This is a genomic window from Microbacterium sp. ProA8 (assembly GCF_039905635.1).
In the GTDB taxonomy this organism is placed as follows: Bacteria; Actinomycetota; Actinomycetes; order Actinomycetales; family Microbacteriaceae; genus Microbacterium; species Microbacterium chionoecetis.
This window is the reverse complement of the sequence record NZ_CP157000.1, coordinates 3,436,686-3,456,954: the sequence shown is the minus strand read 5'-3', so window position 1 is coordinate 3,456,954 and position 20,269 is coordinate 3,436,686. Positions and strand designations below refer to the sequence as shown.

Here is a 20,269-nt window from a genome sequence, read left to right as displayed (position 1 = left end):
CGAAACCGGTTCGAGGGGTGTCGGATGCCGCGGCTAGGGTCGTCAAGGAAGGGGCGTGCATGCGATACATCGAGGACGAAGGCCGGATCGTCTGGAGCGCGAGCGATCTCAAGGCGGCCGCCGAATGCGAGTTCGCGTGGCTCCGTGCGATCGACGCGCGGCTGGGGCGTGTCCCGGCGGTCGAAGAGCCCGAGGACCTCACCCTCGAGCGCGCGGGACGCCTCGGCACCGTGCATGAGCGCAACGTGCTCGCCGACTACGTCGCGCGGTACGGCGACCGGGTGGCACAGATCCCCGAGGTGAGATCGTCCGATGCCGCGGCCCTCGCGGATGCGGTCGCGCGAACGAACGCGGCGCTCGCGTCGGACGCGGAGGTCGTCTACCAGGCGGCGTTCTCGACCGACTCGTTCGTGGGCTTCGCCGACTTCCTCGTCCGCGACCCTTCGACAGGCTCGGCGACCGTGGCGGGGTCCGGGGGAGCGGACCGGCCGTGGATCGTGCAGGACACGAAGCTCGCACGCCACGCGCGCGTCACCGCGCTCATGCAGCTCGCGGCCTACGTCGACCAGCTCGACCGCCTCGGTGTGCCTCGCTCCCATCGTGTGCAGCTGCTCCTCGGCGACGGCAGCGTCAGCGAGCACGAGGTCGACGACCTCCTTCCCGTCTTCCGCCTCCGGCGCGAGCGGCTGGCCGCGCTGATCGCCGACCGGCGTCTCGAGTCCGGCGCCGCTGGCGAGCCGATCGCGTGGGGCGACCCGCGCGGCGAGCTCGGCGTCGTCGCCTGCGGGCGCTGTGCGACGTGCGACGCGGAGGTCGTGGCATCCCGTGATCTGCTCCTCGTCGCGGGCATGCGACCGGTGCAGCGTGAGCGGCTGCGAGCCGCCGGCATCGACACGATCGAGCAGCTCGCGCAGGCGTCTGCGGGGCCGGTGGGGATGAACCCCGATGTCTTCGCGTCGCTGCGCACACAGGCCCGCCTGCAGCTCGAGAGCCCGGCGGGCACGCCGCCGCTCGTGGCTCCGAAGCCGGCCGCCCGGCACGCGGTGACCGTCGATGCGGCGATCGCGCCCGACGTCACCACGGGGGTCGAGGGCGCCGGTGCGCACACCGCCGTCGCGGACGGCAGCCTCGGTGTGCTCCTCGCCGAGGTGCCGCCGATCGAGGCGCCGCCGATCCCGGTGTTCGAGGTCGTGGCGCCGCAGGCGCTGGGGGCGCTGCCCCGGCCCGATCACGGCGATCTGTTCTTCGACTTCGAGGGCGACCCGCTGCACACCGAGCCGCCGGTGCCGGGCGAACCGACGCAGTGGGGCATCGACTACCTCTTCGGGTGGGTCGACACGCGCGAGCAGTACACCGCGCTGTGGGCGCACTCCTTCGCCGACGAGAAGCGCGCGCTCGAGACGTTCCTCGACATCGTCAACCTGCGACGGCAGCAGTTCCCGGGCATGCACATCTACCACTACGCGCCGTACGAGCCCTCGCATCTGCTCGCGATGGCGGCACGGCACGGGGTGCGCGAGGCCGACGTCGACCGGCTGCTGCGCGACGGCGTGTTCGTCGACCTGTACCCGATCGTGCGCCGCGCGCTGCGGGTCGGATCGCGCTCGTACTCGATCAAGAAGCTCGAGCCGCTCTACATGGGCGACGAGGTGCGCACGAGCGACGTGCAGAAGGGCGACGACTCGATCGTCCGCTACGTCGAGGCCCGGGCGCTCGAGGCCGACGGTGCCGTGGCCGAGGCGGCGCTCGTGCTCGACGACCTCGCCGACTACAACCGCTACGACTGCGTGTCGACGCGGCGCCTGCGCGACTGGCTCGTCGACCGTGCCCGCGAAGCGGCCCTCGTACCCTCGCCGAATCCCGAGCCCGACGAGCGCGCCTACGAGCCGTCTGCCCGCGCGACCGTCCTCGACGCCCTGGCGCTGCAGCACCCGGAGGACTCGGTGCCCGCCCGGACGCTGCGGCTCGGCGCGGCCGCCATCGACTACTACCCGCGAGAGGCGAAGTCGTTCTGGGCGACGCACTTCCTGCGTCTACGCGAGCCGGTCTCGCTGTGGGACGAGACACGCGACGTGGTGACGATCGATCCGGCGCGCAGCCGCGTCCGCGAGGACTGGCACTTCCTCGAGAGCGGCCGAGGCGGTGAGCGTCGTGTGGTCGAGCTGCGCGGCGACCTCGCGCCGGGCACCCGCATCAGCGAGGGGACGAACCCGTTCGCGCTGTACGAGCTGCCGGCGCCCTACGAATTCGATGCGTCGCCCCGGTGGATCCACTCCTACCGTTCGGTCACCGTGCTCGAGGTGCTCGACGACGGCGCCGTGATCGAAGAGACCGCCGTCAACGGTGAGACCTGGGACCGGCTGCCTCTGGCGCTCACGCCGCAGGCGCCTCCCGCTGCGGGCAACCAGCAGGCGGCCATCGACGCGTGGGCGGATGCCGTCATCGACGCCGCGCCGGAGCTTCCGGCCGACCCGGCCACCGACATCCTGTGCCGCCGCCCGCCGCGCCTGCTCCACCCGGTCCTCCGCCCTGCGGGAGCGCCGGCACCGGAGGGCAGCACACTGCCCGTCGCCGGGGACGACGCCGTCGAGGCCATCGCGCGTGCGGTGCGCGCGCTCGACCGCAGCTACCTCGCCGTGCAGGGCCCTCCGGGCACGGGCAAGACCTACGTCGGCTCCCACGTGATCGCGCGGCTCGTGCGGGATCACGGCTACAAGGTCGGCGTGGTGGCGCAGGGACACGCGACGATCGAGCACCTCCTCGAGCGCGTGATCGACGCGGGCGTTCCCGCGTCGCAGGTGGGCAAGGCTCCGAAGGACCCGTCGGCCGCCCACGCCTTCACGGTGCTCCCGAAGAACGGCGTCGCGGCGTTCACGGCCGAGCACGAGGCAGCCGGATTCGTCATCGGCGGCACCGCGTGGGACTTCAGCCACGAGGGCCGCGTCCCGCGCGGCAGCCTCGACCTGCTCGTCGTCGACGAGGCCGGGCAGTTCTCGCTCGCCTCGACCATCGCGGTGTCGCTCGCCGCACCGCGCCTGCTGCTGCTGGGCGACCCGCAGCAGCTGCCGCAGGTGAGCCAGGGCACGCACCCCGCCCCCGTCGACACGTCGGCGCTGGGCTGGGTCATGGACGGCGCCGACGTCATCCCGCCCGAGTACGGCTACTTCCTCGCCGAGACCCGGCGGATGCGGCCCGAGGTCGCCGCGCCGGTGTCGACGCTCTCGTACCGCGGCGAGCTGGCGGCCCACCCCTCGACGGCGCTGCGCCGGCTCGACGGCATCCGCCCCGGGCTCGTCCCGATCGCGCTGCGTCACCACGGCAACGCGACCCAGTCGCTCGAAGAAGCGGCCGAGGTGGCGCGGCTGGTGACCGATCTGATCGGCCGCGAATGGACGGATGCCGCCACCGACGACAGCGACGGCGCCTCGGTCGCGCTGCCGCCGCGGCCGCTGGAGCAGTCCGATCTCATCGTCGTCACGCCGTACAACGCGCAGCAGGTGGCGGTCGAGGCGGCCCTCGCCGCCGCAGGGTTCCCCGACGTTCCGGTCGGCACGGTCGACAAGTTCCAGGGCAAGGAGGCGGCTGTCGCGATCGTCTCGCTCGCAGCCTCGAGCGGGCGCGATGCGCCGCGCGGGCTCGAGTTCCTGCTCCTGCGCAACCGCCTGAACGTGGCGATCTCGCGCGCGATGCACACCGCCTTCCTGGTGTACTCGCCGGGGCTCCTCGACGACCTGCCGTACACCCCGGAGGGGGTGGCGCGGCTCAGCGGGTTCGCGCGGCTCGTCGGTCGCGGCTGAGCGCCGCGTAGACTCGCGCACACGTCGCACACGACAGCCCGAGCCTCTCCCGCAGGCCACCGCGAGAGACGCCGCCCGAACAGGAGCCCGCATGGCCGACGACGCAGCGCAGCAGTTCGAGATCGACCTCCCACCTGAGCTCATCGGCGGCGCCTATGCCGATTTCGCGAACGTCTGGCACACGCCGACGGTGTTCGTGATGGACTTCCTCACCCTCGCGCAGCCGCCGCGGGAGCAGGTCGACGCCGAGACCGGCCAGCGTCACACCGTGGTGCCGGCCCGCGTGGTGAGCCGCATCCGGATCCCGCCCGACCAGGTGTTCGAGCTCGCCAAGGCGCTCACCCAGCAGCTCGAGTTCTGGGAGCGCGAGACGGGTCGCCGCAACCCGCAGGAGCCACCGCTGGGGGACTGACCGCCGATCCATCGGCCGTCTGCTGTCGCGGGCGCGAGTAGTCCGCCGTGCTCAGCATGTCAACCCCTTTGGGGTCTGAATCCGACCCCACGTAGCCTTACCAAGCGCCAGAAGGCGTGCAGGCGCGACATCCGTTCGGCGAGGGGCGGGTGTCGCGCCGTTTCCATGTCGGGCGCCGTCGCGCCCGCCCGCCGTATCATCGTCGATGCTCCCTCCTCTGTCAGACGGAGGGGGACGCCATGACCACGATCGACCGGCCGGCCGCGCAGGCGGGGATCGCCCCCACGGCGGCCGATCCGGCTGCGTCAGCCGGCGCCGTGCAGTCCCGTCGCGGGCTGCTGTTCTGGATCGCCCGCTACCTGCCCGCCGAGATCACCGGCACGGCGACGATGGTGATCGCGGGCCTGCTCGTCACCCTGTGGACCGACGCGGCCCCGCTGATCGCCCTCGCGGCGCTCCTCGGCGAGATCGTCGGCTTCTACGCCGTCCTCGCAGTCACCATCTACGTCGAGCAGCTGCCGGTCACGGCGACGCGCCGCCGCGCCCTGGGGCGCACCGGCGTGCTGCTGGTCGCCGAGTTCGGCGCAGCCGAGCTGCTCGACACCTTCCTGGTTCGTCCCGCAGCGCTCATGCTCGGCCTCTGGCTGGTGCCCGACCCGGTCTGGGGGATGCTCCTCGGCAAGGTCGCCGCCGACGCCGTGTTCTATGCCGTGGCCGCGGGGGCGTTCACGATCACCGCACGCACCGGGCTGCGCGACGGACGCCGCACCCGCCGGACGAGGGAGGCGCTGACATGAACCTCTCCGCGCTGCGGCGCGAGCCGCGCACGACGCCCGCCTTCGGCGATCGACGGCGGGCCGAGGCATCCGCTCTGCTGTCGTCGGTGGCCGCCCGCGCCGCTGTCGCCCGGCACGGCACACCGCTCCTGCTGCTCGAGCCGGATCGGGTCCGCCGCCAGTATCGGCGGCTGCGCGAGGCTCTCCCGTTCGTCGGGTTCCACTACGCGGTCAAGGCGCTCGCGCACGACGCCGTGCTCGACGTGCTCGACGACGCCGGGTGCGGGTTCGACATCGCCACCGGCGAGGAGCTCGGGATGCTGACCCGCCGCGGCGTCGACGCGTCGCGGATCATCCACACGCATCCGATCAAGAAGCCCGCCGAGATCGCCGAGGCCCTCGCCGCCGGAGTGCGCACGTTCGTGGTCGACAACCCGGTCGAGATCGACAAGTTCCGAGGTGCGCCGGCTGACACGCGGCTGCTGGTGCGGCTGGCGTACCGCAGCCCGCACGCGAAGAGCGATCTGTCGACGAAGTTCGGCGTCGGCCCCTTCGAGGCCGCGCGTCTCGTCGAGAACGCGCTCGCCGCCGGCGTGACGGTGGCCGGGTTCAGCTATCACGTGGGCAGCCAGCTCGACGATCCGGCCCGGTTCGCATCCGCCGCTGCCGACACGCTGGAGCTCATGGGGATCTTGGAACGGCGCTGCAACGTGCAGTTCGACACGCTCGACATCGGCGGAGGGTTTCCCGCCTCGTACGACGCGGAATCAGCGGCCATCGACGACATCGCCGCCGTGCTGCGGCCGGTGCTCGCCCCGCACGCTCGCCGGCTCGACATCATCGCCGAGCCCGGCCGGGTCATGGTGGCCGATGCGATGACCCTCGTGACGAGCGTGGTGGGCATTGCCGAGCGTGGCGACGGACGGTGGTACTACCTGGACGACGGCCTCTACGGCTCGTACTCGAACGTGCTCACCGAAGACGTGCACCCGCTCGTGTTCGCGGCGCGCGACCTGACCAGCACCGATCCCTGGACCGGTCGGCTCTCCGCCGGCGCACACGCGGGCGACCACCGCTGGGCGACGCTCGCCGGACCGACCTGCGACTCGTCGGACGTGATCGCGCGGGAGGTGCTGCTGCCCGAGCTGCACGTCGGAGACCTGCTCGTGAGCCCGACGATGGGCGCCTACACCACCGTCACGGCGACGCGGTTCAACGGACGCCCCTTCACTCCGGTCGCCGTGGTGGGACGGGGTGCCGCTGCGGTACGGACGACTGTCGATGCAGTCGTGGGATCGGACGCCCGCCGGGTGCCGATCGTCTGACTCGCAGACAGGGGTCGCCAGGCGCGCGCATCGGCCCCAAGGGCCGAGCCTCGGCTCAGACGGTGCCGTACAGCCGGTCGCCGGCGTCGCCGAGGCCGGGGACGATGTAGCCGTGCTCGTTGAGCCGCTCGTCCATCGCACCGAGCACGAGGGTCACATCGCGGCCCTCCACCTGCTTCTCGATCGCGGCGACGCCCTCGGGGGCGCCGAGGATGCAGATCGCGGTGACGTCCTGCGCGCCGCGCTGGAAGAGGAACTCGATCGCGGCCCCGAGCGAGCCGCCGGTCGCGAGCATGGGATCGAGCACGAAGCACTGCCGGTCGCTCAGGTCGTCGGGCAGGCGCTCGGCGTAGGTCGACGGCTCGAGCGTCTCGTGATCGCGCACCATGCCGAGAAAGCCCACCTCGGCGGTCGGGATGAGCTTGACCATGCCCTCGAGCATGCCGAGGCCGGCGCGCAGGATGGGCACGACCAGCGGGCGGGGCTCGCTGATCTTCACGCCGGTCGTGGTGGTCACCGGCGTCTGGATCTCGATCGGCGCCACGCGGACATTGCGGGTCGCCTCGTACGCGAGGAGCGTGACGAGCTCCTCGGTGAGCTGACGGAACACGGGCGATGAGGTGCGCTGGTCGCGCAGCACCGTGAGCTTGTGGGTGATGAGCGGGTGGTCGGCGACGTGCAGGCGCATAGAGACAGGTTAGTGCGTCGTCGCCTCCGAACCCGGGGCGGGTGGTGCGAGGGCGGCTACGCTCGTGCTGTGCAGCCCGCTCCCGCCGATCTCGCCGCCATGGACCGCGCGCTCGCGCTCGCCGCAGCGGCGGGCGAGGCAGGCGACGTTCCGGTCGGTGCGGTGGTGACGGATGCCGCGGGCGCGGTGATCGCCGAGGGCCGCAACCTCCGCGAGCTCGAGCACGACCCGACGGCGCACGCCGAGGTGGTGGCGCTGCGGGCCGCGGCCGCGGAGCGCGGTGCCTGGAACCTCGAGGGCTGCACGCTCGTGGTCACGCTGGAGCCGTGCGTCATGTGCGCGGGCGCCGTGCTGCAGTCGCGCGTCTCGCGGCTCGTCTTCGGCGCCTGGGACGAGAAGGCCGGCGCGGCCGGATCGGTGTACGACGTCGTGCGCGACCGGCGCCTGCCCTATCGGGCCGAGGTCGTCGCGGGCGTGCGCGAGGCCGAGGCATCCGCTCTCCTGCGCGCCTTCTTCGACGCCCGACGCTGACCCGCCCCCGCATCCCGACGGAGAGCACGGGCTGATCCGGGGGGACAGCCGCGGCGGATGCGGGGGACAGCACCCTGCTGCGGCTCGCCCGTGCGGGCCTAGCGTGACGCTCGTGACCCGCCTCATCGAACCCGTCCGCACCGCACCCGCGCTCGCGCGGCCGGGCGGCATCCGCTCCCGCATCGGCTGGACCTTCGTCCTGCTGACGGCCATCGCGATCGTCGCGTATGCCGCCGTCCCGTACTTCACCGCCTCGCTCGAGACGCTCGCGGAAAGCCCCGGGCTCGCCGAGGACTACGTCGGCAAGCCGCCGTTCATCCAGACGGCGCTCTACGTGCACATCGCCGGCGGCGCAACGGCGCTCGTGCTCGGGGCACTGCAGTTCTGGCGTGGTCTGCGGGCCCGTGCGCCACGCCTGCACCGCTGGATCGGTCGCGTGTATCTCGTCGGCGTGGCCGTCGGCAGCCTCGGCGGTCTCGTGATCGCCCCGACGAGCAGCGCCGGCTTCGTCGGGTTCTTCGGCTTCAGCACGCTGGCCGTGCTGTGGCTCGTCACCGGCTGGCGGGCGTACCGCGCCATCCGGCGCGGCGATGTGCCCACTCACCGGGCGTGGATGATCCGCAACTACGCCCTGACGTACTCCGCCGTGACGCTGCGGATCTGGCTGCCGCTCCTGGTGTTCGGACCGCTCCTGTTCGGGCAGACTCCCGACTTCGCCAACGCCTACGCCGCCGTGCCGTTCATCGCCTGGCTGCCGAACCTCGTGTTCGCGGAATGGCTCATCCGTCGCCGCGGGCTGCCCTCGTACCGCCTGCCCGTCTGAGGCGGCGGCGGGATCAGCGGGGAAGGTGCGGCAGCACCTCGGCGCCGAGGTACTCGACGTGGGCGACGTCCTGCAGGTCGAGCAGCTGGAAGTACACGCGCTCGATGCCGAACGACCGGTACAGCGCGATGCGCTCGCCGATCTCCGCGGCGTCGCCCACGATGTTCGTGCCGTCCCGCACCTCGGCGATCGTCTTTCCGATCCGTTCGGCGCGCGCGGCGATCTCGGCGTCGTCGCGCCCGGCGAAGGTCGACATCGCGACCGAGAGCCGCACCGTGGCCGGGTCGCGGCCGATGCGCTCGCAGGCGGCGCGCAGGTTGTCGATGCGCTCCGCGATCTGGTGGTCTTCGGGAAAGCCGATGTTGTACTCGCGGGCGAAGCGCGCGACGAGGTCGGGGGTGCGCCGGGGGCCACCGCCGCCGATGATGACGGGCACCGGCTGCTGTACCGGCTTCGGAAGGGCCGGTGCCTCGGTCAAGCGGTAGTTGGCGCCGCTGAAGCTGTACGCCCCGCCGACGGGCGTCCCCCAGAGGCCCGTCACGATCTCGAGCTGCTCCTGGAGCAGGTCGAATCTCTTGGCGGGGAACGGGATGCCGTAGGCCTGGTGCTCGCGCTCGAACCAGCCGGCTCCCAGCCCGAGCTCGACGCGCCCGCCCGACATCGCGTCGACCTGAGCCACCTGGATCGCGAGCGAGCCGGGGTGCCGGAAGGTGACGGGCGAGACGAGCGTGCCGATCCGGATCCGCGAGGTCTCGCGAGCGAGGCCCGCCAGCGTCGTCCAGGCGTCCGACGGTCCCGGCAGGCCGTCGCCCATCCCGCTCAGGTAGTGGTCCGAGCGGAAGTACCCGGTGAAGCCCAGCCGCTCCGCCGTCTGGGCGTAGGCGAGCTCGTCGGCGTAGGTGGCCCCCAGCTGAGGCTCGGTGAAGATGCAGTACTCGATGATCGGTCCCTGTGCTGTCTCGCGGGCGGTGTAAGGGATGCGGTCGGGAGGTGTTTCCCCCGACGGACGGGACCCCTCGGGAGGGGGAAGCGTCAGTCGCTTGAACTGATGACGAACTGCGACGTGGGCGGCGCGGGGTCGGAGTCCGGCCGGTAGATGTCGGGCTCGAGGTAGATCACCCGGGCCGACGGCACCGCCTGCCGCACCCGCGCCTCGACCTTGTCGATGTCGGCGGCGATGCGCTCGAGGGTGGCGTCGGCGGCGAGGCCGAGCTTCGCCGCGACGAGGAGCTCGTCGGGGCCGAGATAGAGCGTCTTGATGTGGATGAGCTTCTTGACCTCGGGCCCGCTGGTGATGGCGGCGACGATGCGCTGGTGATCGGCATCCGTCGCGCCCTCGCCCACGAGGAGGCTCTTCGTCTCGATGCCGAGCACGATGGCGATGAGGATCAGCAGCGTGCCGATCATCAGCGTGCCCAGCGCGTCGAAGAGCGGATTGCCGGTGATCACGGTGAGACCGACGCCGAAGAGCGCGAACACCAGGCCGATGAGCGCGCCGATGTCTTCGAGGAGGACGACGGGAAGCTCAGGGGCCTTCGCGTGGCGGACGAATGACACCCACGACTGGCCGCGGTCGCGCACATGATTGCTCTCGCGTACGGCGGTGCGCAGTGAGAACGACTCGAGGCCGATGGCGACGACGAGCACGACGATCGGCAGCCACCACCATCTCTCATCCAGCGCGTGCGGGTGGGTGAGCTTCTCGACGCCCTCGTAGATGGCGAACAGGCCGCCGACCGAGAACAGGATGATCGACACGACGAACGCGTAGACGTATCGCTCGCGGCCGTAGCCGAAGGGGTGCTCGCGGTCGGCCGTCTTCTTGGCCTTGCGCCCGCCGAGCATCAGCAGCAGCTGGTTGCCCGAATCGGCGACCGAGTGGATCGCCTCCGCGAGCATCGAGGCCGAGCCCGAGAGGAACCAGGCGATGAACTTCGCCAAGGCGATGCCCATGTTCGCCAGAAACGCCGCAAGGATCGCCTTGCTGCCACCGGAAGCACTCATGCCGACGAGTCTACGGACGCCGCCGCGCTGCTCGTGCGCCGCCTCCGCTGCCCCGGTGCGTGGCGTCTCGCGATGTCAGTCGGACGAGCGGAGGATGATCGCCTCGGTCGGAGGCGCGGGATCGTGGCGGTGACCCACGTAGCCGATGACCTCCAGCAGCGCGTGGCGGAACTCGGCCGGCCGCTCGAGGTGCGGGGTGTGGCCGACGCCCTCGAGGCTCCGCTCGGTCACCTCGCCGCCGGCATCCGCATAGCGTGCAAGGACGTCCCGCGTCTGCGACACCATCGGCTGCGGTGGAGCGACCTCGTCGCCGGGCCAGTCCGGCACGATGCCGAGCTTGCCGAGATTGTTGTAGTCGTACAGCGACGCGTCCGAGATGATCGGATCGAGGGTGCCGTATATCCAGAGGATCGGCGGCTTCTCCGGCAGATCGACGATCGCCGACACGTCGAAATGCCCCGGGGCCATGGTGTTCACCACGCCGATGCGGCCTGCGGCGAAGCCGGGCCAGTTCTCGCTGGCCACCGCATCGCCCGGATAGTTGCCGGTGGCGGTCGACGTCATCAGCATCGACTCGACCCACACGTCCTCGTGCTCGCTCTGGTACCCCTGAGCCACATACCCCGACCGGAAGACGCTCCGCGGCGACGTGGGCGAGTCGGCCGTCGTGTCGTGGTCGATCAGGCGCTGCACGAAGTCGGGGTTCACCGTCCCGCCGCCGCAGCCCGCGTCGTCGTCGGTGAGGCGCGTCCCATCGCGACGGGTGCCGCCGACGCCGTACGGCGAGACGGGGGATTCCAGGGTCAGGCTCAGCGCAGGGTGCTCGAGTGCGTACTGCAGGACGACGCCGGCGCCCATCGACCAGCCGACGAGATGCGCGGTCGGGATGTCGAGCGCCTGCAGCGTGGCGGCGACGTCGTCGCTGAAGTCGCGCACCCCGCGCGTGGCGTCGATGGGTGCGTGCTCGGTGCCGCCGTATCCGCGCAGGTCGATCGCGATGACCCGCAGGTCGGTGGGCAGATCGAGCATCAGCTCCTGCCAGAACAGTGCCGACGAGACGTTGCCGTGGATCAGCACCACGGTCCGCTCCGGCGGGGTCGCGGGGTCGTCGCCCGCGCGTTCGAGCACATTGACGGTCAGTCCCGGCGTCTCCACGCTGCGCGCTTCGATGCCGTCGAAGAGGGTCATGTCGGAAGCCTCCCACGTCCTGCGGGAGCCCCTGCGTCCCCGCACTCCGAGAATAGACCGGTCACCGCCGTGGCGAACGTGCGGAACGGGGACGGATGCCGCGAGCCGCGGCATCCGTCACCCCCGCGCGTGCGGGGCGCCCGCCTCAGTCCTCGGCCGTCGCGGGGGCGGGCTCTCCGGTGTAGAACGCGTAGGTGTTGTCCGCCGCGCGGGCGGCTGCCGCAGGGTCGGTGCCGTCGGCGGCGTGGGCGGTGCCCCAGGCGTCGGCGGCGCCGCGGTAGAAGGACCTGCCCTCGTCGGTGAACGCCCAGGCCTCGGCCTCTTGCGGAGAGGGGCCGTCGCCGCCGGTGAGGTGGAGGGCGAGGCCGAGGAGGCCGCCGTCCCACCCGACACCGGTGGCACCGGGACCGTACGTGTCCCAGAACTCGGCGGGGACGTCGTCGGTGCGCGCGATGTGCTCGAGCTCGAACCGTGTCGCGTCCTCGCCCTGCGCCGTCAGCCGCACCGTGAGCCAGGTCACGCCCCCGCCGTACTCCCAGGTGGCCTTGAAGTGGGCCGAGCCGTTCGCCGGGGGCGCGCATTCCTGGATCTCGCCGCCCGCGTTGCCCTCGATCTGGTAGCGGCCGCCGAGGACGAGATCGCCCGAGATCGGCTGGAACCAGCGCGCGATGCGCTCCGTGGTGGTGACGGCGTCCCACACGTCGTCGATGGGGGACGGATACGTCTGCGCGAGCGTCTGCATGCGCGCCGGGAAGCCGTCGATTTCTTCGGTCTCGATCTCGCGGCTCACCGCGTCGAGCTGGTGCTGTACGTCGACCATGTCATTCCTCCTGGGGGTCGGTCGTGTCGGATTCATCGGGCTCGGCATCCGTCTGCGGCTCCTCCTCGGCCGCGAGCCGCCGTTGACGGCGGCCCCGTGCGAGCTCGGTGCCGAGCGCGTCGAGGTGGGGCTGCCAGAAGCGCCGGAACGGGTCGAACCACGCTGCCGCGTTCTCGAGGGGTTCGGGCGCGATCGCGTAGAGCCGCCGGACGCCCTCGGGGCGCACGGTCGCGAATCCCGCCTCCCGCAGCACGCGCAGGTGCTGCGAGACGGCGGGCTGGGAGATGCCGAACTCGCGCTGCACGTCCTCGCCGATCTCGCCGGCGCTGCGCTCGCCCTCCGCCAGGAGTTCGAGGATGCGCCGGCGAACCGGATCGCCGAGGATGTCGAGTGCGTGCACGACTCCATACTTGCTCCACGACTTATATAAGTCAAGAGCTATGTCAGGTCTTGCCCGCTCACTGTGCCGCCACGGACGGGAGCTCGCGGAACCGACCCGGCCGCGGTCCGAGCCATTGCTTTGCCTCGTCGGGCGGCGCGTACGGCCCCGCCGTGCTCGTGCGCTTGCCGAGGGCCACGAGCGATTCCGCCAGGGCGACGGCGCTGGCCACCCCGTCGATGACGGGGAGCCCCAGCGCCTGTTCGAGCTCGTCGTCGAGGCCGGCGAATCCCGCGCAGCCGAGCACCACCACGTCCGCACCCCGTGCGACGACGGCACGCGCCGCCCGCAGCAGCGCGGACCTCGTGGTCTCGGGCTCGTCGGCGATGTGGGAGACCGCGACATCGCTGGCGATGATCCCCGCGCACCGATCGCGCACGCCGGCGCTGCGCAGACTGTCCTCGATGCCGGCGATGGCGCTCGAGACCGTGGTGACGACCCCGAACCGGTGTCCGACGAGGCACGCGACATACGCCGAGGCCTCGGTGATGTCCACAACCGGCTGGCGCACCGCCTGGCGCATGCCCTCGCGGCCGTGCTCTCCGTAGCCGGCCATCACCACCGCGTCGAAAGGCTGCTCGTACGCCAGCACCGCATCGATCGTGGCCACCGCCGTGGCGAAGCTCTCGAGGTATCCCTCGGCCGACCGCGGGCCCCAGGACGGCCCGATGCCGACGATGCGGGTGCCGTCGCGGGCCGCGTCGCGGGCGATCCCGGTGATGGCGGAGGTCATCGCCTCGTCGGTGTTGCAGTTCACCACGAGGATGGTGGCGGCCGTGGTCATCGCAGTTCGCCGTCGGCCGCCACCACGCGCCCGCGGTGGATCACCGTGCGCTCCGCGAACCGGTCCATCACCGCGGCGGTCGGCGTCTCGCCGCGCAGCACCACCAGCTCGGCCGGGTCGCCGACGTCGACGCCGGGCCGGGCGTCCGCACCGACCCGCCGCAGAGAGGCGTCGATCACTCCGGCGCCGCCCCACGTGCCGACGGCGAGCGCGGACTCGATCAGGTCGTCGCGCGAGTACCCCTGCGTGTACGCCAGCATCCACGTGCGCTCGAGCATGTCGCCGTTGCCCCAGGGCGACCAGTAGTCCCGCTGCCCGTCCATCCCGAGGCCCACGCGCACGTCCGCCGAGAGGAGCTCCTGCAGGGGCAGGTCCAGGGGGACGGCTAGCGAGCCCTTCGGCGCGATCGTGGTCAGTGCGATGTCGAGCTCAGCCAGGGCGTCGATCGCGTCGGAGACCGCGGGCGTACCGGAGGCGAGAGAGAAGGCGTGCGAGACGGTCACGCGCCCGCGCAGGTCGAGGGCGCGGGTGCGCTCCACGATGAGATCGAGCGAGAACAGGCCCATCGAGCCGCCCTCGTGCAGATGGATGTCGATGCCCACGCCGTGTCGCTCGGCGAGGTCGAAGACGGTGTCGAGATGACGAACGGGGTCGCGGTCGATCTCGCACGGGTCGATGCCGCCGATGAGATCCGCGCCGTCGCGGAGAGCCTCGTCGAGGAGATCGGGCACCCCTTCTTCGAGGTGGATGCCGACCTGGGGGAACGCCACGATCTCCACGTCCGCGCGCTCGCGGTGGGCCTCTCGCGCCGCCCGCACGCCCTCGAACTTCTCCAGGCCCGAGTCGGCGTCGATCTGTGCGTGGCTGCGGACGCGCGTGACGCCCTGCGCGATCATGCGCCCGAGCGTGTACGTGGCGCGCTCCGCGACCGGCAGTTCGGCGGTGCGCCAGTTCGCGCGGTCGTTCATGATGTGGGACCAGCGCGTGTCGCCCGCGGTGTTCTCGCGGAACGGCAGTCCCATCCGGGTCGAGTCGAGGTGCACGTGCACGTCGCTGAAGGACGGGAGGAGGATGCCGCCGCGGCCGTCGACGATCTCGGCGGACGCGGGCAAGGTCTCGGAGGAGACCGGCGCGATGTCGACGATCCTGCTGTCGTCGAGGACGACGTCGGCGGGAGCGCCGCCCCAGGGGCGGACGTTGCGGAGGACGGTGGTCGGCATGGGGCGCTCGCTTCTCGGATGAGGGTCGGGGTCGGGGCGTGGCAGAGCCGGCCGGCCGGGTGCGGCCGGCCGGCTCTGCGCGGGTCAGTCGGCGAAGGTCACGTCCGCGAGGGAGTACTCGCCGTCCACCCGCGGTGTCCAGTCGATGCCGGGGGCGACGGCGTAGTCGGCGACGGGGGTGAACAGCGGGATGAGATATGCCGATGCGAAGTTCGCCGCTGCGAGCCGGTCGAACACTTCGATCCGATCCGCGCCGGCGACGGTGCGCTGCTCCGCCACCAGGGCTGCCGTCTCCGGGCTCTTGGCGTAGTCGTTCTGCCCGCCGGCGAACATGTTGGTGATCGGCATGTCGCCGTCCATCGTCGAAGGCGCCCACGTGTTGAGGTAGAGCCCGGCCATGTCGACGGTGCCGTAGATGCGGTTGGAGAGGCTCGCCTGGTCCATGCCGACGAGCTCCACGGTGATGCCGACCGTCTCGAGGTAGCCGCCCACGGCCTGCGCGATCTCGGCGCTCATCGGAATGCGTCCGTCCGTCGCGTACTCCAGTGCGATCGGGGTGCCGTCGTACCCCGCCTCGGCGAGGAGGGACTCGGCGAGCTCCGGGTCGAATGCGGGGCCTTCGGCGTCTTCGACGTAGCCGGTGACGTTGGGGGCCACGATCTGGTCGTTCGCCACGGCGCGGTCGGCGAGCACGGCGCTCACGAGTTCCTCGCCGTCGATCGCGTGCCAGACGGCCTGTCGGATGCGGGCATCGGCGAGCGGTCCGGTGGTGGAGTTGATGCCGAGGAACGTCGCGCCGTTGGAGGGGCGGGAGGCGACGTCGACGCCGCTGCCCTCGATCGCCGACACCTGGTTGGGCGAGATGAGGGCGATGTCGAGGCTGCCCGAGATGACGCCGTTGAGACGGGCCTCCTCGTCGGCGACCGTCTGGAAGGTGAGCGTCTCGACCTCGGGTGCGCCGCCCCAGTACTCGTCGTTGGCCGCGAGGACGTAGTCCACTCCTCGGGTCCAGCTGACGAACGAGAAGGGACCGCTTCCGACCGGTGCCTGGGCGAACTCCTCCGAGCCCAGCTCCGTATAGACCTCCTGCGGCACGATCGACTGGGCCGTCGTGATGGACGGCCACGGCGAGAACGGCGAGTTGAGCGTGAACACGACCGTCGTGGCATCCGTCGCAGCGACGGATTCGAGCATCCCCATGTAGCCGAGGTTGTCGGAGTCGGGAGTGGCGAGCACCGTCTCGTAGGTGAAGACGACGTCCTCCGCCGTCAGCGGCGTGCCGTCGTGGAACTCGACGTCGTCGCGGATCGTGAAGGTCCACTCGGTGAAGTCGTCGTTCGACGACCACTCGGTCGCGAGCGAGGGCTGGATGGCACCCTCCTCGTCCAGCTTCGTCAGCTGGTCGAACAGGTTGTAGTAGATGTTGTAGCCCGCGAGCGAGCCGTCCACGATGGGGTCGGGCGAGTTCTCGGGCTCGGTCACGACTCCGATGGTCAGCTCGTTGCCCGGGGCGGCGCCGGTTCCTCCGGTCGCGGCGCAGCCCGCCAGGGCCAGGGCGCCGACCGCGACGATCGCGGCGCCTCGTGCTGCGCGGTGCAGCCGGGTCGTAGGTGTGCGTGACATGGGATCCTCTTTCAGCTGTTCTCGGCGATGCGGTGCGGTGCGGGTGGAGCGTCCGACCTCAGGTGCGGGTCGGGGATCGGGATGGCGGACAGCAGCGTCCGCGTGTACTCGTGCCGCGGCGTCTCGAAGACGCGGTCGGTGTCGCCCTGCTCGACGATCCGCCCCTCGCGCATCACGGCGACGCGGTCGGCCAGATAGCGGACCACCGAGAGATCGTGGGCGATGAAGAGGTACGACAGGCCGTGCTTCTCCTGCAGATCGGTCAGGAGGTTGATCACCTGCGCCTGCACCGACACGTCGAGCGCCGACACCGGCTCATCGAGCACGAGCACCTCCGGCCGCAGGGCGAGCGCGCGGGCGATCCCGATGCGCTGGCGCTGCCCGCCCGAGAACTGCGCCGGCGTGCGCCGCAGGGTGTCGGCCCCGATCCCGACGTCGGCCAGCAGCTCGACGACGCGGTCCTTGGAGTAGGCGCCGACGATCTGCAGCGGCTCGGCCACGATGTCGTGGACGCTCAGACGCGGGTCGAGCGACGAGTACGGGTCCTGGAAGACGAGCTGAACGCGGTTCTGCACGGCGCGGCGCCGCGCGGGCGGCAGCTCGTCGAGCTTCTCGCCCAGCACCCGGATGGTGCCCGACACCGGGGTGTTCAAGCCGAAGACCGTCCGTACGAGGGTGGACTTGCCGCAGCCGGACTCGCCGACCAGCCCCAGCGTCTCGCCGCGGGCGAGGGTGAGCGAGACTCCGTCGACCGCCTTCACGACGTGCCGGCGCGACAGTCCCGTTCGGCGCGTGAAGTGCACGTGCAGGTCGTCGATCTCGAGGACCGGGGCATCCACCGAGCGCAGCGCGCTCACGAGGCGACCGCCCGCGCGAACTCGCCCACGCTGCCGACGTGGTGGCAGGCGGCGGCGTGTCCGTCCGCGAGGGGGACCAGACCGGGCTGCGTGCCGAGGCACTCCTCGGACTTCGCCGCCAGTTCGCACCGGGGGGCGAATGCGCAGCCCTGCGGGCGAGCGGCGGGTGCCGGTGGTGAGCCGGGGATCGCGTACGCGCGGCCCGATCGGCGATCCACCGCGAGGAGGCTTGCGAGCAGCCCTGCGGTGTACGGATGCCGCGGCCTGTCGAAGATGTCCCACACGGAGCCGCGTTCGACGATCCGGCCGGAGTACATGATGCAGATCTCGTCCGCGGTCTGTGCGACCAGACCGAGGTCGTGCGTGATGAGCACCATCGCGGCGCCGCTGCGCCGACGTGCGTCCGCGAGGAGCTGCATGATCTGCGCCTGGATCGTGACGTCCAGTGCGGTCGTCGGCTCGTCGGCCACCAGCAGCCGCGGATCATGGGCGATCGCCATCGCGATGACGGCGCGCTGGCGCATCCCGCCCGACCACTGATGCGGGTATGCCCGCGCCCGCTCGGCCGGATCGGGGACGCCGACCGAGCGCAGCAGCTCCTCGACGCGCTCGTCGACCTGGTCCGCCGACCGCCGCTCTCCGTGCAGCCGCACGGCACGTGCGATCTGCGCCCCGACGCGCTTCACCGGGTTCAGCGCGGTCATCGGGTCTTGGAAGACCATCGCGAGCTCGTCACCCCGCAGCGCGCGTAGTTCGCGTTCCGGCATTCCGAGCAGATCCCGGCCGCGGTACGAGACCGACCCGCCCAGCACCTCCACGCCGGCCGGCAGAAGGCCGAGCACGGCGGCCATGGTCAGGCTCTTGCCCGAGCCGGACTCTCCGACCAGGCACAGCACCTCACCCTCGCCGACGCTGAAGGAGACGCCGTCGACGATGCGGACTTCGCCGTCGCGGCCGCGGGTCCCGACGACGAGGTCGTCGACGCGCAGCAGTTCTCGAGTGGTCATCGAGTGGCCTTTCTCTTGCGGCGGCGGAGCGTGTGCAGTTCTCGCTCGGCCGTGAAGCGCTGGCTCACGAGGTTGGTCCCGATCACGACGAGGAAGATCGCGATGCCCGGGACGATCGCGAGGTACGGCGCATCGCGGACGTACTTCTGGCCCTCGCTGATGAGCAGACCCCAGGAGGGGGTGGGCGGCTGGACGCCGAGGCCCAGATAGTCGAAGGAGGACGTCAGCAGCAGCACCCCGCCGATGTCGGCGGAGGCCAGGATCAGCATCTGCACGCTGACGTGGGGTGCGATGTGGGTGGTGACGGTCCAGACGGGTGTCGCTCCCTGGATGCGGGGAGCCACGACGAAATCCCGCTCCCGCAAGGACATCGCGGTGCTGCGGGCGACACGGGCGTATCCCACCCAGAAGGTCGCGGCCAGCGTCACGATCATGAGCCATACGCTCGGGCCGAGCGCCGCCGACATCGCGATGAGGACCAGGATGACGGGCATCGCGAGCTGCACATCGGCCCACGCCATGAGGGCGTTGTCGAGCCGGCCGCCCGCGTAGCCGGCGATCATGCCGGTCGCCATGCCGATCAGCGCGTTGAACACCACGACGACGATCACGATCCCGAGCGACACCTGCCCGCCGAGGGCGAGGCGGCTCGCGAGGTCGCGGCCGAGCATGTCGGTGCCGAGCAGGTGCTGGGCGTCGGTGAACGGCGGCACGAGCGTCGCGCCGAGGTCCTGCGTGTACGGGTCGTAGCCGGGCAGCAGCGGGACGACGAAGAGATAGGCGGCGACCAGCCCCAGCAGCCCGAACCCCAGACGCTCGAGCCCGGTGAACGTGGGGAAGCGGAAGCGTGCGGCGGTGTCGGGCGCCGGGACGGCGGCGATGCGATCGGACTCCGTGGTGCTCATGCGGCCCGCCTCACTCTCGGGTCGAGCAACGCGCCGACCACGTCGACCAGCGCATTGCAGATGATGAACAGAAGGGCGACGACGATGAGCCCCGACTGCACGACGGGGAAGTCGCGCGAGTACACCGCGCTCAGCATGAGCTGCCCCATGCCCGGCCAGGCGAAGACGTTCTCGACGATCACGAGCCCGCCGAGGAAAGCGCCGAGGCTGATGCCGGCGATCGTGAGCACCGGCAGCGCCGCATTGGGGAGCAGTTCGGCGAGGACGACATGCGAGCGACGCTCGCCACGGGCGAGGGCCGTGCGTGCGTAGTCGAGCTGGAACTGCTCGCCCAGGGAGTTGTCGAGCAGTCGCAGGTAGACGACGAACTGCGCAGTGGCGATCGTGGCGGCCGGCATCACGATCGCCAGCGGGTCGCGGTTGCCCAGCGAGGGGAGCCAGCCCAGGGCGACCGAGAACACGAGCACGAGCAGCAGGCCGAAGAAGAAGTCGGGGATCGCCTGCCGAGCGGAGCCGAGTCCCAGCAACGTGGTGCGCAGCGTCCGACTCGCCGTGAGCTGGATCAGCACCGCGGCAGACCCTGCGAGGAGCACCCCGAGCACGAGGCCCACGGCGCCGAGCTGGAGCGATGCGGGAAGACGCTCGAGCACCAGCTCCATGGACGACACGCCGGGCTGCCGGTAGGAGTCGCCGAAATCGCCGGTCAACACTCCCGCGAGGTAGTCGACGTACTGCTGCCACAACGGCAGATCGAACCCCAGCTCGCTGTCGAGCGCGTCGATCTGCTCGGTCGTCGCCGTGTCGCCGAGCAGCAGCGCCGCAGGACTGCCGCTCAGGCGCCCCAGCAGGAACGCGATGGTCACGACGATGAAGATCGTGACCAGGGACTGCACGGCGCGATGCCCGAGCACCTTTCCCATTCCGCTGCCTTCCCTCGATTGGACGATTCGGTATACAGAATCGGGGATGGATGTTTCATCGGCGTGACGTGGAGTTACTGACAGGTGAAACTCTGCGAGCATCTCATCGACTGTCCTGCGCTTGTATTTCCTTGAAAACACGGGCCGCAG

19 protein-coding genes are annotated in these 20,269 nt (G+C 71.2%); 6 read left to right on the top strand and 13 right to left on the bottom strand.

The window, feature by feature from the left end; genetic code table 11:
* The first annotated feature begins 59 nt into the window (after positions 1-59).
* From ABG085_RS15515 to ABG085_RS15500, 4 genes are all read left to right on the top strand, one after another.
* Positions 60-3,797, top strand: a complete 3,738-nt coding sequence (locus ABG085_RS15515) for an AAA domain-containing protein (RefSeq protein ID WP_347976635.1) — start codon at positions 60-62, stop codon at positions 3,795-3,797.
* Positions 3,798-3,888: 91 nt separating this feature from the next.
* Positions 3,889-4,209 (top strand): DUF3467 domain-containing protein, encoded by a 321-nt coding sequence (locus tag ABG085_RS15510; RefSeq protein WP_347976634.1) that lies wholly within the window; start codon positions 3,889-3,891, stop codon positions 4,207-4,209.
* Positions 4,210-4,448: 239 nt separating this feature from the next.
* Positions 4,449-5,006, top strand: coding sequence for a hypothetical protein (locus ABG085_RS15505; RefSeq protein WP_347976633.1), 558 nt, complete (start codon positions 4,449-4,451; stop codon positions 5,004-5,006).
* On the top strand, positions 5,003-6,310 hold the full coding sequence (locus ABG085_RS15500) for a type III PLP-dependent enzyme (protein ID WP_347976632.1): 1,308 nt from the start codon (positions 5,003-5,005) through the stop codon (positions 6,308-6,310). Before ABG085_RS15505 ends, ABG085_RS15500 begins: the two co-directional genes overlap by 4 nt.
* A 55-nt stretch (positions 6,311-6,365) precedes the next feature.
* Here ABG085_RS15500 and upp read toward each other — a convergent pair whose 3' ends face one another.
* The gene (upp, locus tag ABG085_RS15495) at positions 6,366-6,998 is read right to left on the bottom strand and encodes a uracil phosphoribosyltransferase (RefSeq protein ID WP_347976631.1); all 633 of its coding nucleotides are present in this window, start codon (positions 6,996-6,998) and stop codon (positions 6,366-6,368) included.
* Positions 6,999-7,097: 99 nt separating this feature from the next.
* On the opposite strand from upp, the gene ABG085_RS15490 reads away from it, so the two are divergent.
* Entirely contained in the window at positions 7,098-7,529 is a 432-nt protein-coding gene (locus ABG085_RS15490) for a nucleoside deaminase (protein WP_347979220.1), read from the top strand.
* 112 nt (positions 7,530-7,641) lie between these two features.
* The gene (locus ABG085_RS15485) at positions 7,642-8,352 is read left to right on the top strand and encodes a DUF2306 domain-containing protein (protein ID WP_347976630.1); all 711 of its coding nucleotides are present in this window, start codon (positions 7,642-7,644) and stop codon (positions 8,350-8,352) included.
* A 13-nt stretch (positions 8,353-8,365) separates the two neighbouring features.
* Here the strand turns inward: ABG085_RS15485 and ABG085_RS15480 are convergent, their stop codons facing one another.
* From ABG085_RS15480 to ABG085_RS15425, 12 genes are all read right to left on the bottom strand, one after another.
* Positions 8,366-9,292, bottom strand: a complete 927-nt coding sequence (locus tag ABG085_RS15480) for an LLM class F420-dependent oxidoreductase (protein ID WP_347979219.1) — start codon at positions 9,290-9,292, stop codon at positions 8,366-8,368.
* A gap of 92 nt (positions 9,293-9,384) precedes the next feature.
* Positions 9,385-10,356, bottom strand: a complete 972-nt coding sequence (locus ABG085_RS15475; protein ID WP_347976629.1) for a cation diffusion facilitator family transporter — start codon at positions 10,354-10,356, stop codon at positions 9,385-9,387.
* A gap of 75 nt (positions 10,357-10,431) precedes the next feature.
* Positions 10,432-11,544 (bottom strand): alpha/beta fold hydrolase, encoded by a 1,113-nt coding sequence (locus tag ABG085_RS15470; RefSeq protein ID WP_347976628.1) that lies wholly within the window; start codon positions 11,542-11,544, stop codon positions 10,432-10,434.
* 145 nt (positions 11,545-11,689) lie between these two features.
* Positions 11,690-12,364, bottom strand: a complete 675-nt coding sequence (locus ABG085_RS15465; protein WP_347976627.1) for an SRPBCC domain-containing protein — start codon at positions 12,362-12,364, stop codon at positions 11,690-11,692.
* Between the two features lies 1 nt (position 12,365).
* Complete coding sequence (locus tag ABG085_RS15460; protein ID WP_347976626.1) at positions 12,366-12,764, bottom strand: metalloregulator ArsR/SmtB family transcription factor; 399 nt, start codon at positions 12,762-12,764, stop codon at positions 12,366-12,368.
* A gap of 58 nt (positions 12,765-12,822) precedes the next feature.
* On the bottom strand, positions 12,823-13,587 hold the full coding sequence (locus ABG085_RS15455) for an aspartate/glutamate racemase family protein (RefSeq protein ID WP_347976625.1): 765 nt from the start codon (positions 13,585-13,587) through the stop codon (positions 12,823-12,825).
* On the bottom strand, positions 13,584-14,807 hold the full coding sequence (locus ABG085_RS15450; protein ID WP_347976624.1) for an amidohydrolase family protein: 1,224 nt from the start codon (positions 14,805-14,807) through the stop codon (positions 13,584-13,586). The genes ABG085_RS15455 and ABG085_RS15450 overlap by 4 nt, the downstream gene beginning before the upstream one ends.
* A gap of 84 nt (positions 14,808-14,891) precedes the next feature.
* Complete coding sequence (locus tag ABG085_RS15445) at positions 14,892-16,430, bottom strand: ABC transporter substrate-binding protein (RefSeq protein WP_347976622.1); 1,539 nt, start codon at positions 16,428-16,430, stop codon at positions 14,892-14,894.
* An 11-nt stretch (positions 16,431-16,441) separates the two neighbouring features.
* Complete coding sequence (locus ABG085_RS15440) at positions 16,442-17,287, bottom strand: ATP-binding cassette domain-containing protein (RefSeq protein WP_347976620.1); 846 nt, start codon at positions 17,285-17,287, stop codon at positions 16,442-16,444.
* Positions 17,284-18,294, bottom strand: a complete 1,011-nt coding sequence (locus ABG085_RS15435; protein WP_347976619.1) for an ABC transporter ATP-binding protein — start codon at positions 18,292-18,294, stop codon at positions 17,284-17,286. Before ABG085_RS15435 ends, ABG085_RS15440 begins: the two co-directional genes overlap by 4 nt.
* Entirely contained in the window at positions 18,291-19,199 is a 909-nt protein-coding gene (locus ABG085_RS15430; protein ID WP_347976618.1) for an ABC transporter permease, read from the bottom strand. Before ABG085_RS15430 ends, ABG085_RS15435 begins: the two co-directional genes overlap by 4 nt.
* Positions 19,196-20,119, bottom strand: a complete 924-nt coding sequence (locus ABG085_RS15425) for an ABC transporter permease (RefSeq protein ID WP_347976617.1) — start codon at positions 20,117-20,119, stop codon at positions 19,196-19,198. The genes ABG085_RS15430 and ABG085_RS15425 overlap by 4 nt, the downstream gene beginning before the upstream one ends.
* Between the last annotated feature and the right edge of the window lie 150 nt (positions 20,120-20,269).

Excerpts from the sequence above, each read along its gene's own strand:
- ABG085_RS15515 (WP_347976635.1), top strand. The coding sequence starts at position 60 with ATGCGATACATCGAGGACGAAGGCCGGATCGTCTGGAGCGCGAGCGAT.
- ABG085_RS15510 (WP_347976634.1), top strand. The coding sequence starts at position 3,889 with ATGGCCGACGACGCAGCGCAGCAGTTCGAGATCGACCTCCCACCTGAG.
- ABG085_RS15505 (WP_347976633.1), top strand. The coding sequence starts at position 4,449 with ATGACCACGATCGACCGGCCGGCCGCGCAGGCGGGGATCGCCCCCACG.
- ABG085_RS15500 (WP_347976632.1), top strand. The coding sequence starts at position 5,003 with ATGAACCTCTCCGCGCTGCGGCGCGAGCCGCGCACGACGCCCGCCTTC.
- upp (WP_347976631.1), bottom strand. The coding sequence starts at position 6,998 with ATGCGCCTGCACGTCGCCGACCACCCGCTCATCACCCACAAGCTCACG.
- ABG085_RS15490 (WP_347979220.1), top strand. The coding sequence starts at position 7,098 with ATGGACCGCGCGCTCGCGCTCGCCGCAGCGGCGGGCGAGGCAGGCGAC.
- ABG085_RS15475 (WP_347976629.1), bottom strand. The coding sequence starts at position 10,356 with ATGAGTGCTTCCGGTGGCAGCAAGGCGATCCTTGCGGCGTTTCTGGCG.
- ABG085_RS15470 (WP_347976628.1), bottom strand. The coding sequence starts at position 11,544 with ATGACCCTCTTCGACGGCATCGAAGCGCGCAGCGTGGAGACGCCGGGA.
- ABG085_RS15465 (WP_347976627.1), bottom strand. The coding sequence starts at position 12,364 with ATGGTCGACGTACAGCACCAGCTCGACGCGGTGAGCCGCGAGATCGAG.
- ABG085_RS15455 (WP_347976625.1), bottom strand. The coding sequence starts at position 13,587 with ATGACCACGGCCGCCACCATCCTCGTGGTGAACTGCAACACCGACGAG.
- ABG085_RS15450 (WP_347976624.1), bottom strand. The coding sequence starts at position 14,807 with ATGCCGACCACCGTCCTCCGCAACGTCCGCCCCTGGGGCGGCGCTCCC.
- ABG085_RS15445 (WP_347976622.1), bottom strand. The coding sequence starts at position 16,430 with ATGTCACGCACACCTACGACCCGGCTGCACCGCGCAGCACGAGGCGCC.
- ABG085_RS15435 (WP_347976619.1), bottom strand. The coding sequence starts at position 18,294 with ATGACCACTCGAGAACTGCTGCGCGTCGACGACCTCGTCGTCGGGACC.
- ABG085_RS15430 (WP_347976618.1), bottom strand. The coding sequence starts at position 19,199 with ATGAGCACCACGGAGTCCGATCGCATCGCCGCCGTCCCGGCGCCCGAC.
- ABG085_RS15425 (WP_347976617.1), bottom strand. The coding sequence starts at position 20,119 with ATGGGAAAGGTGCTCGGGCATCGCGCCGTGCAGTCCCTGGTCACGATC.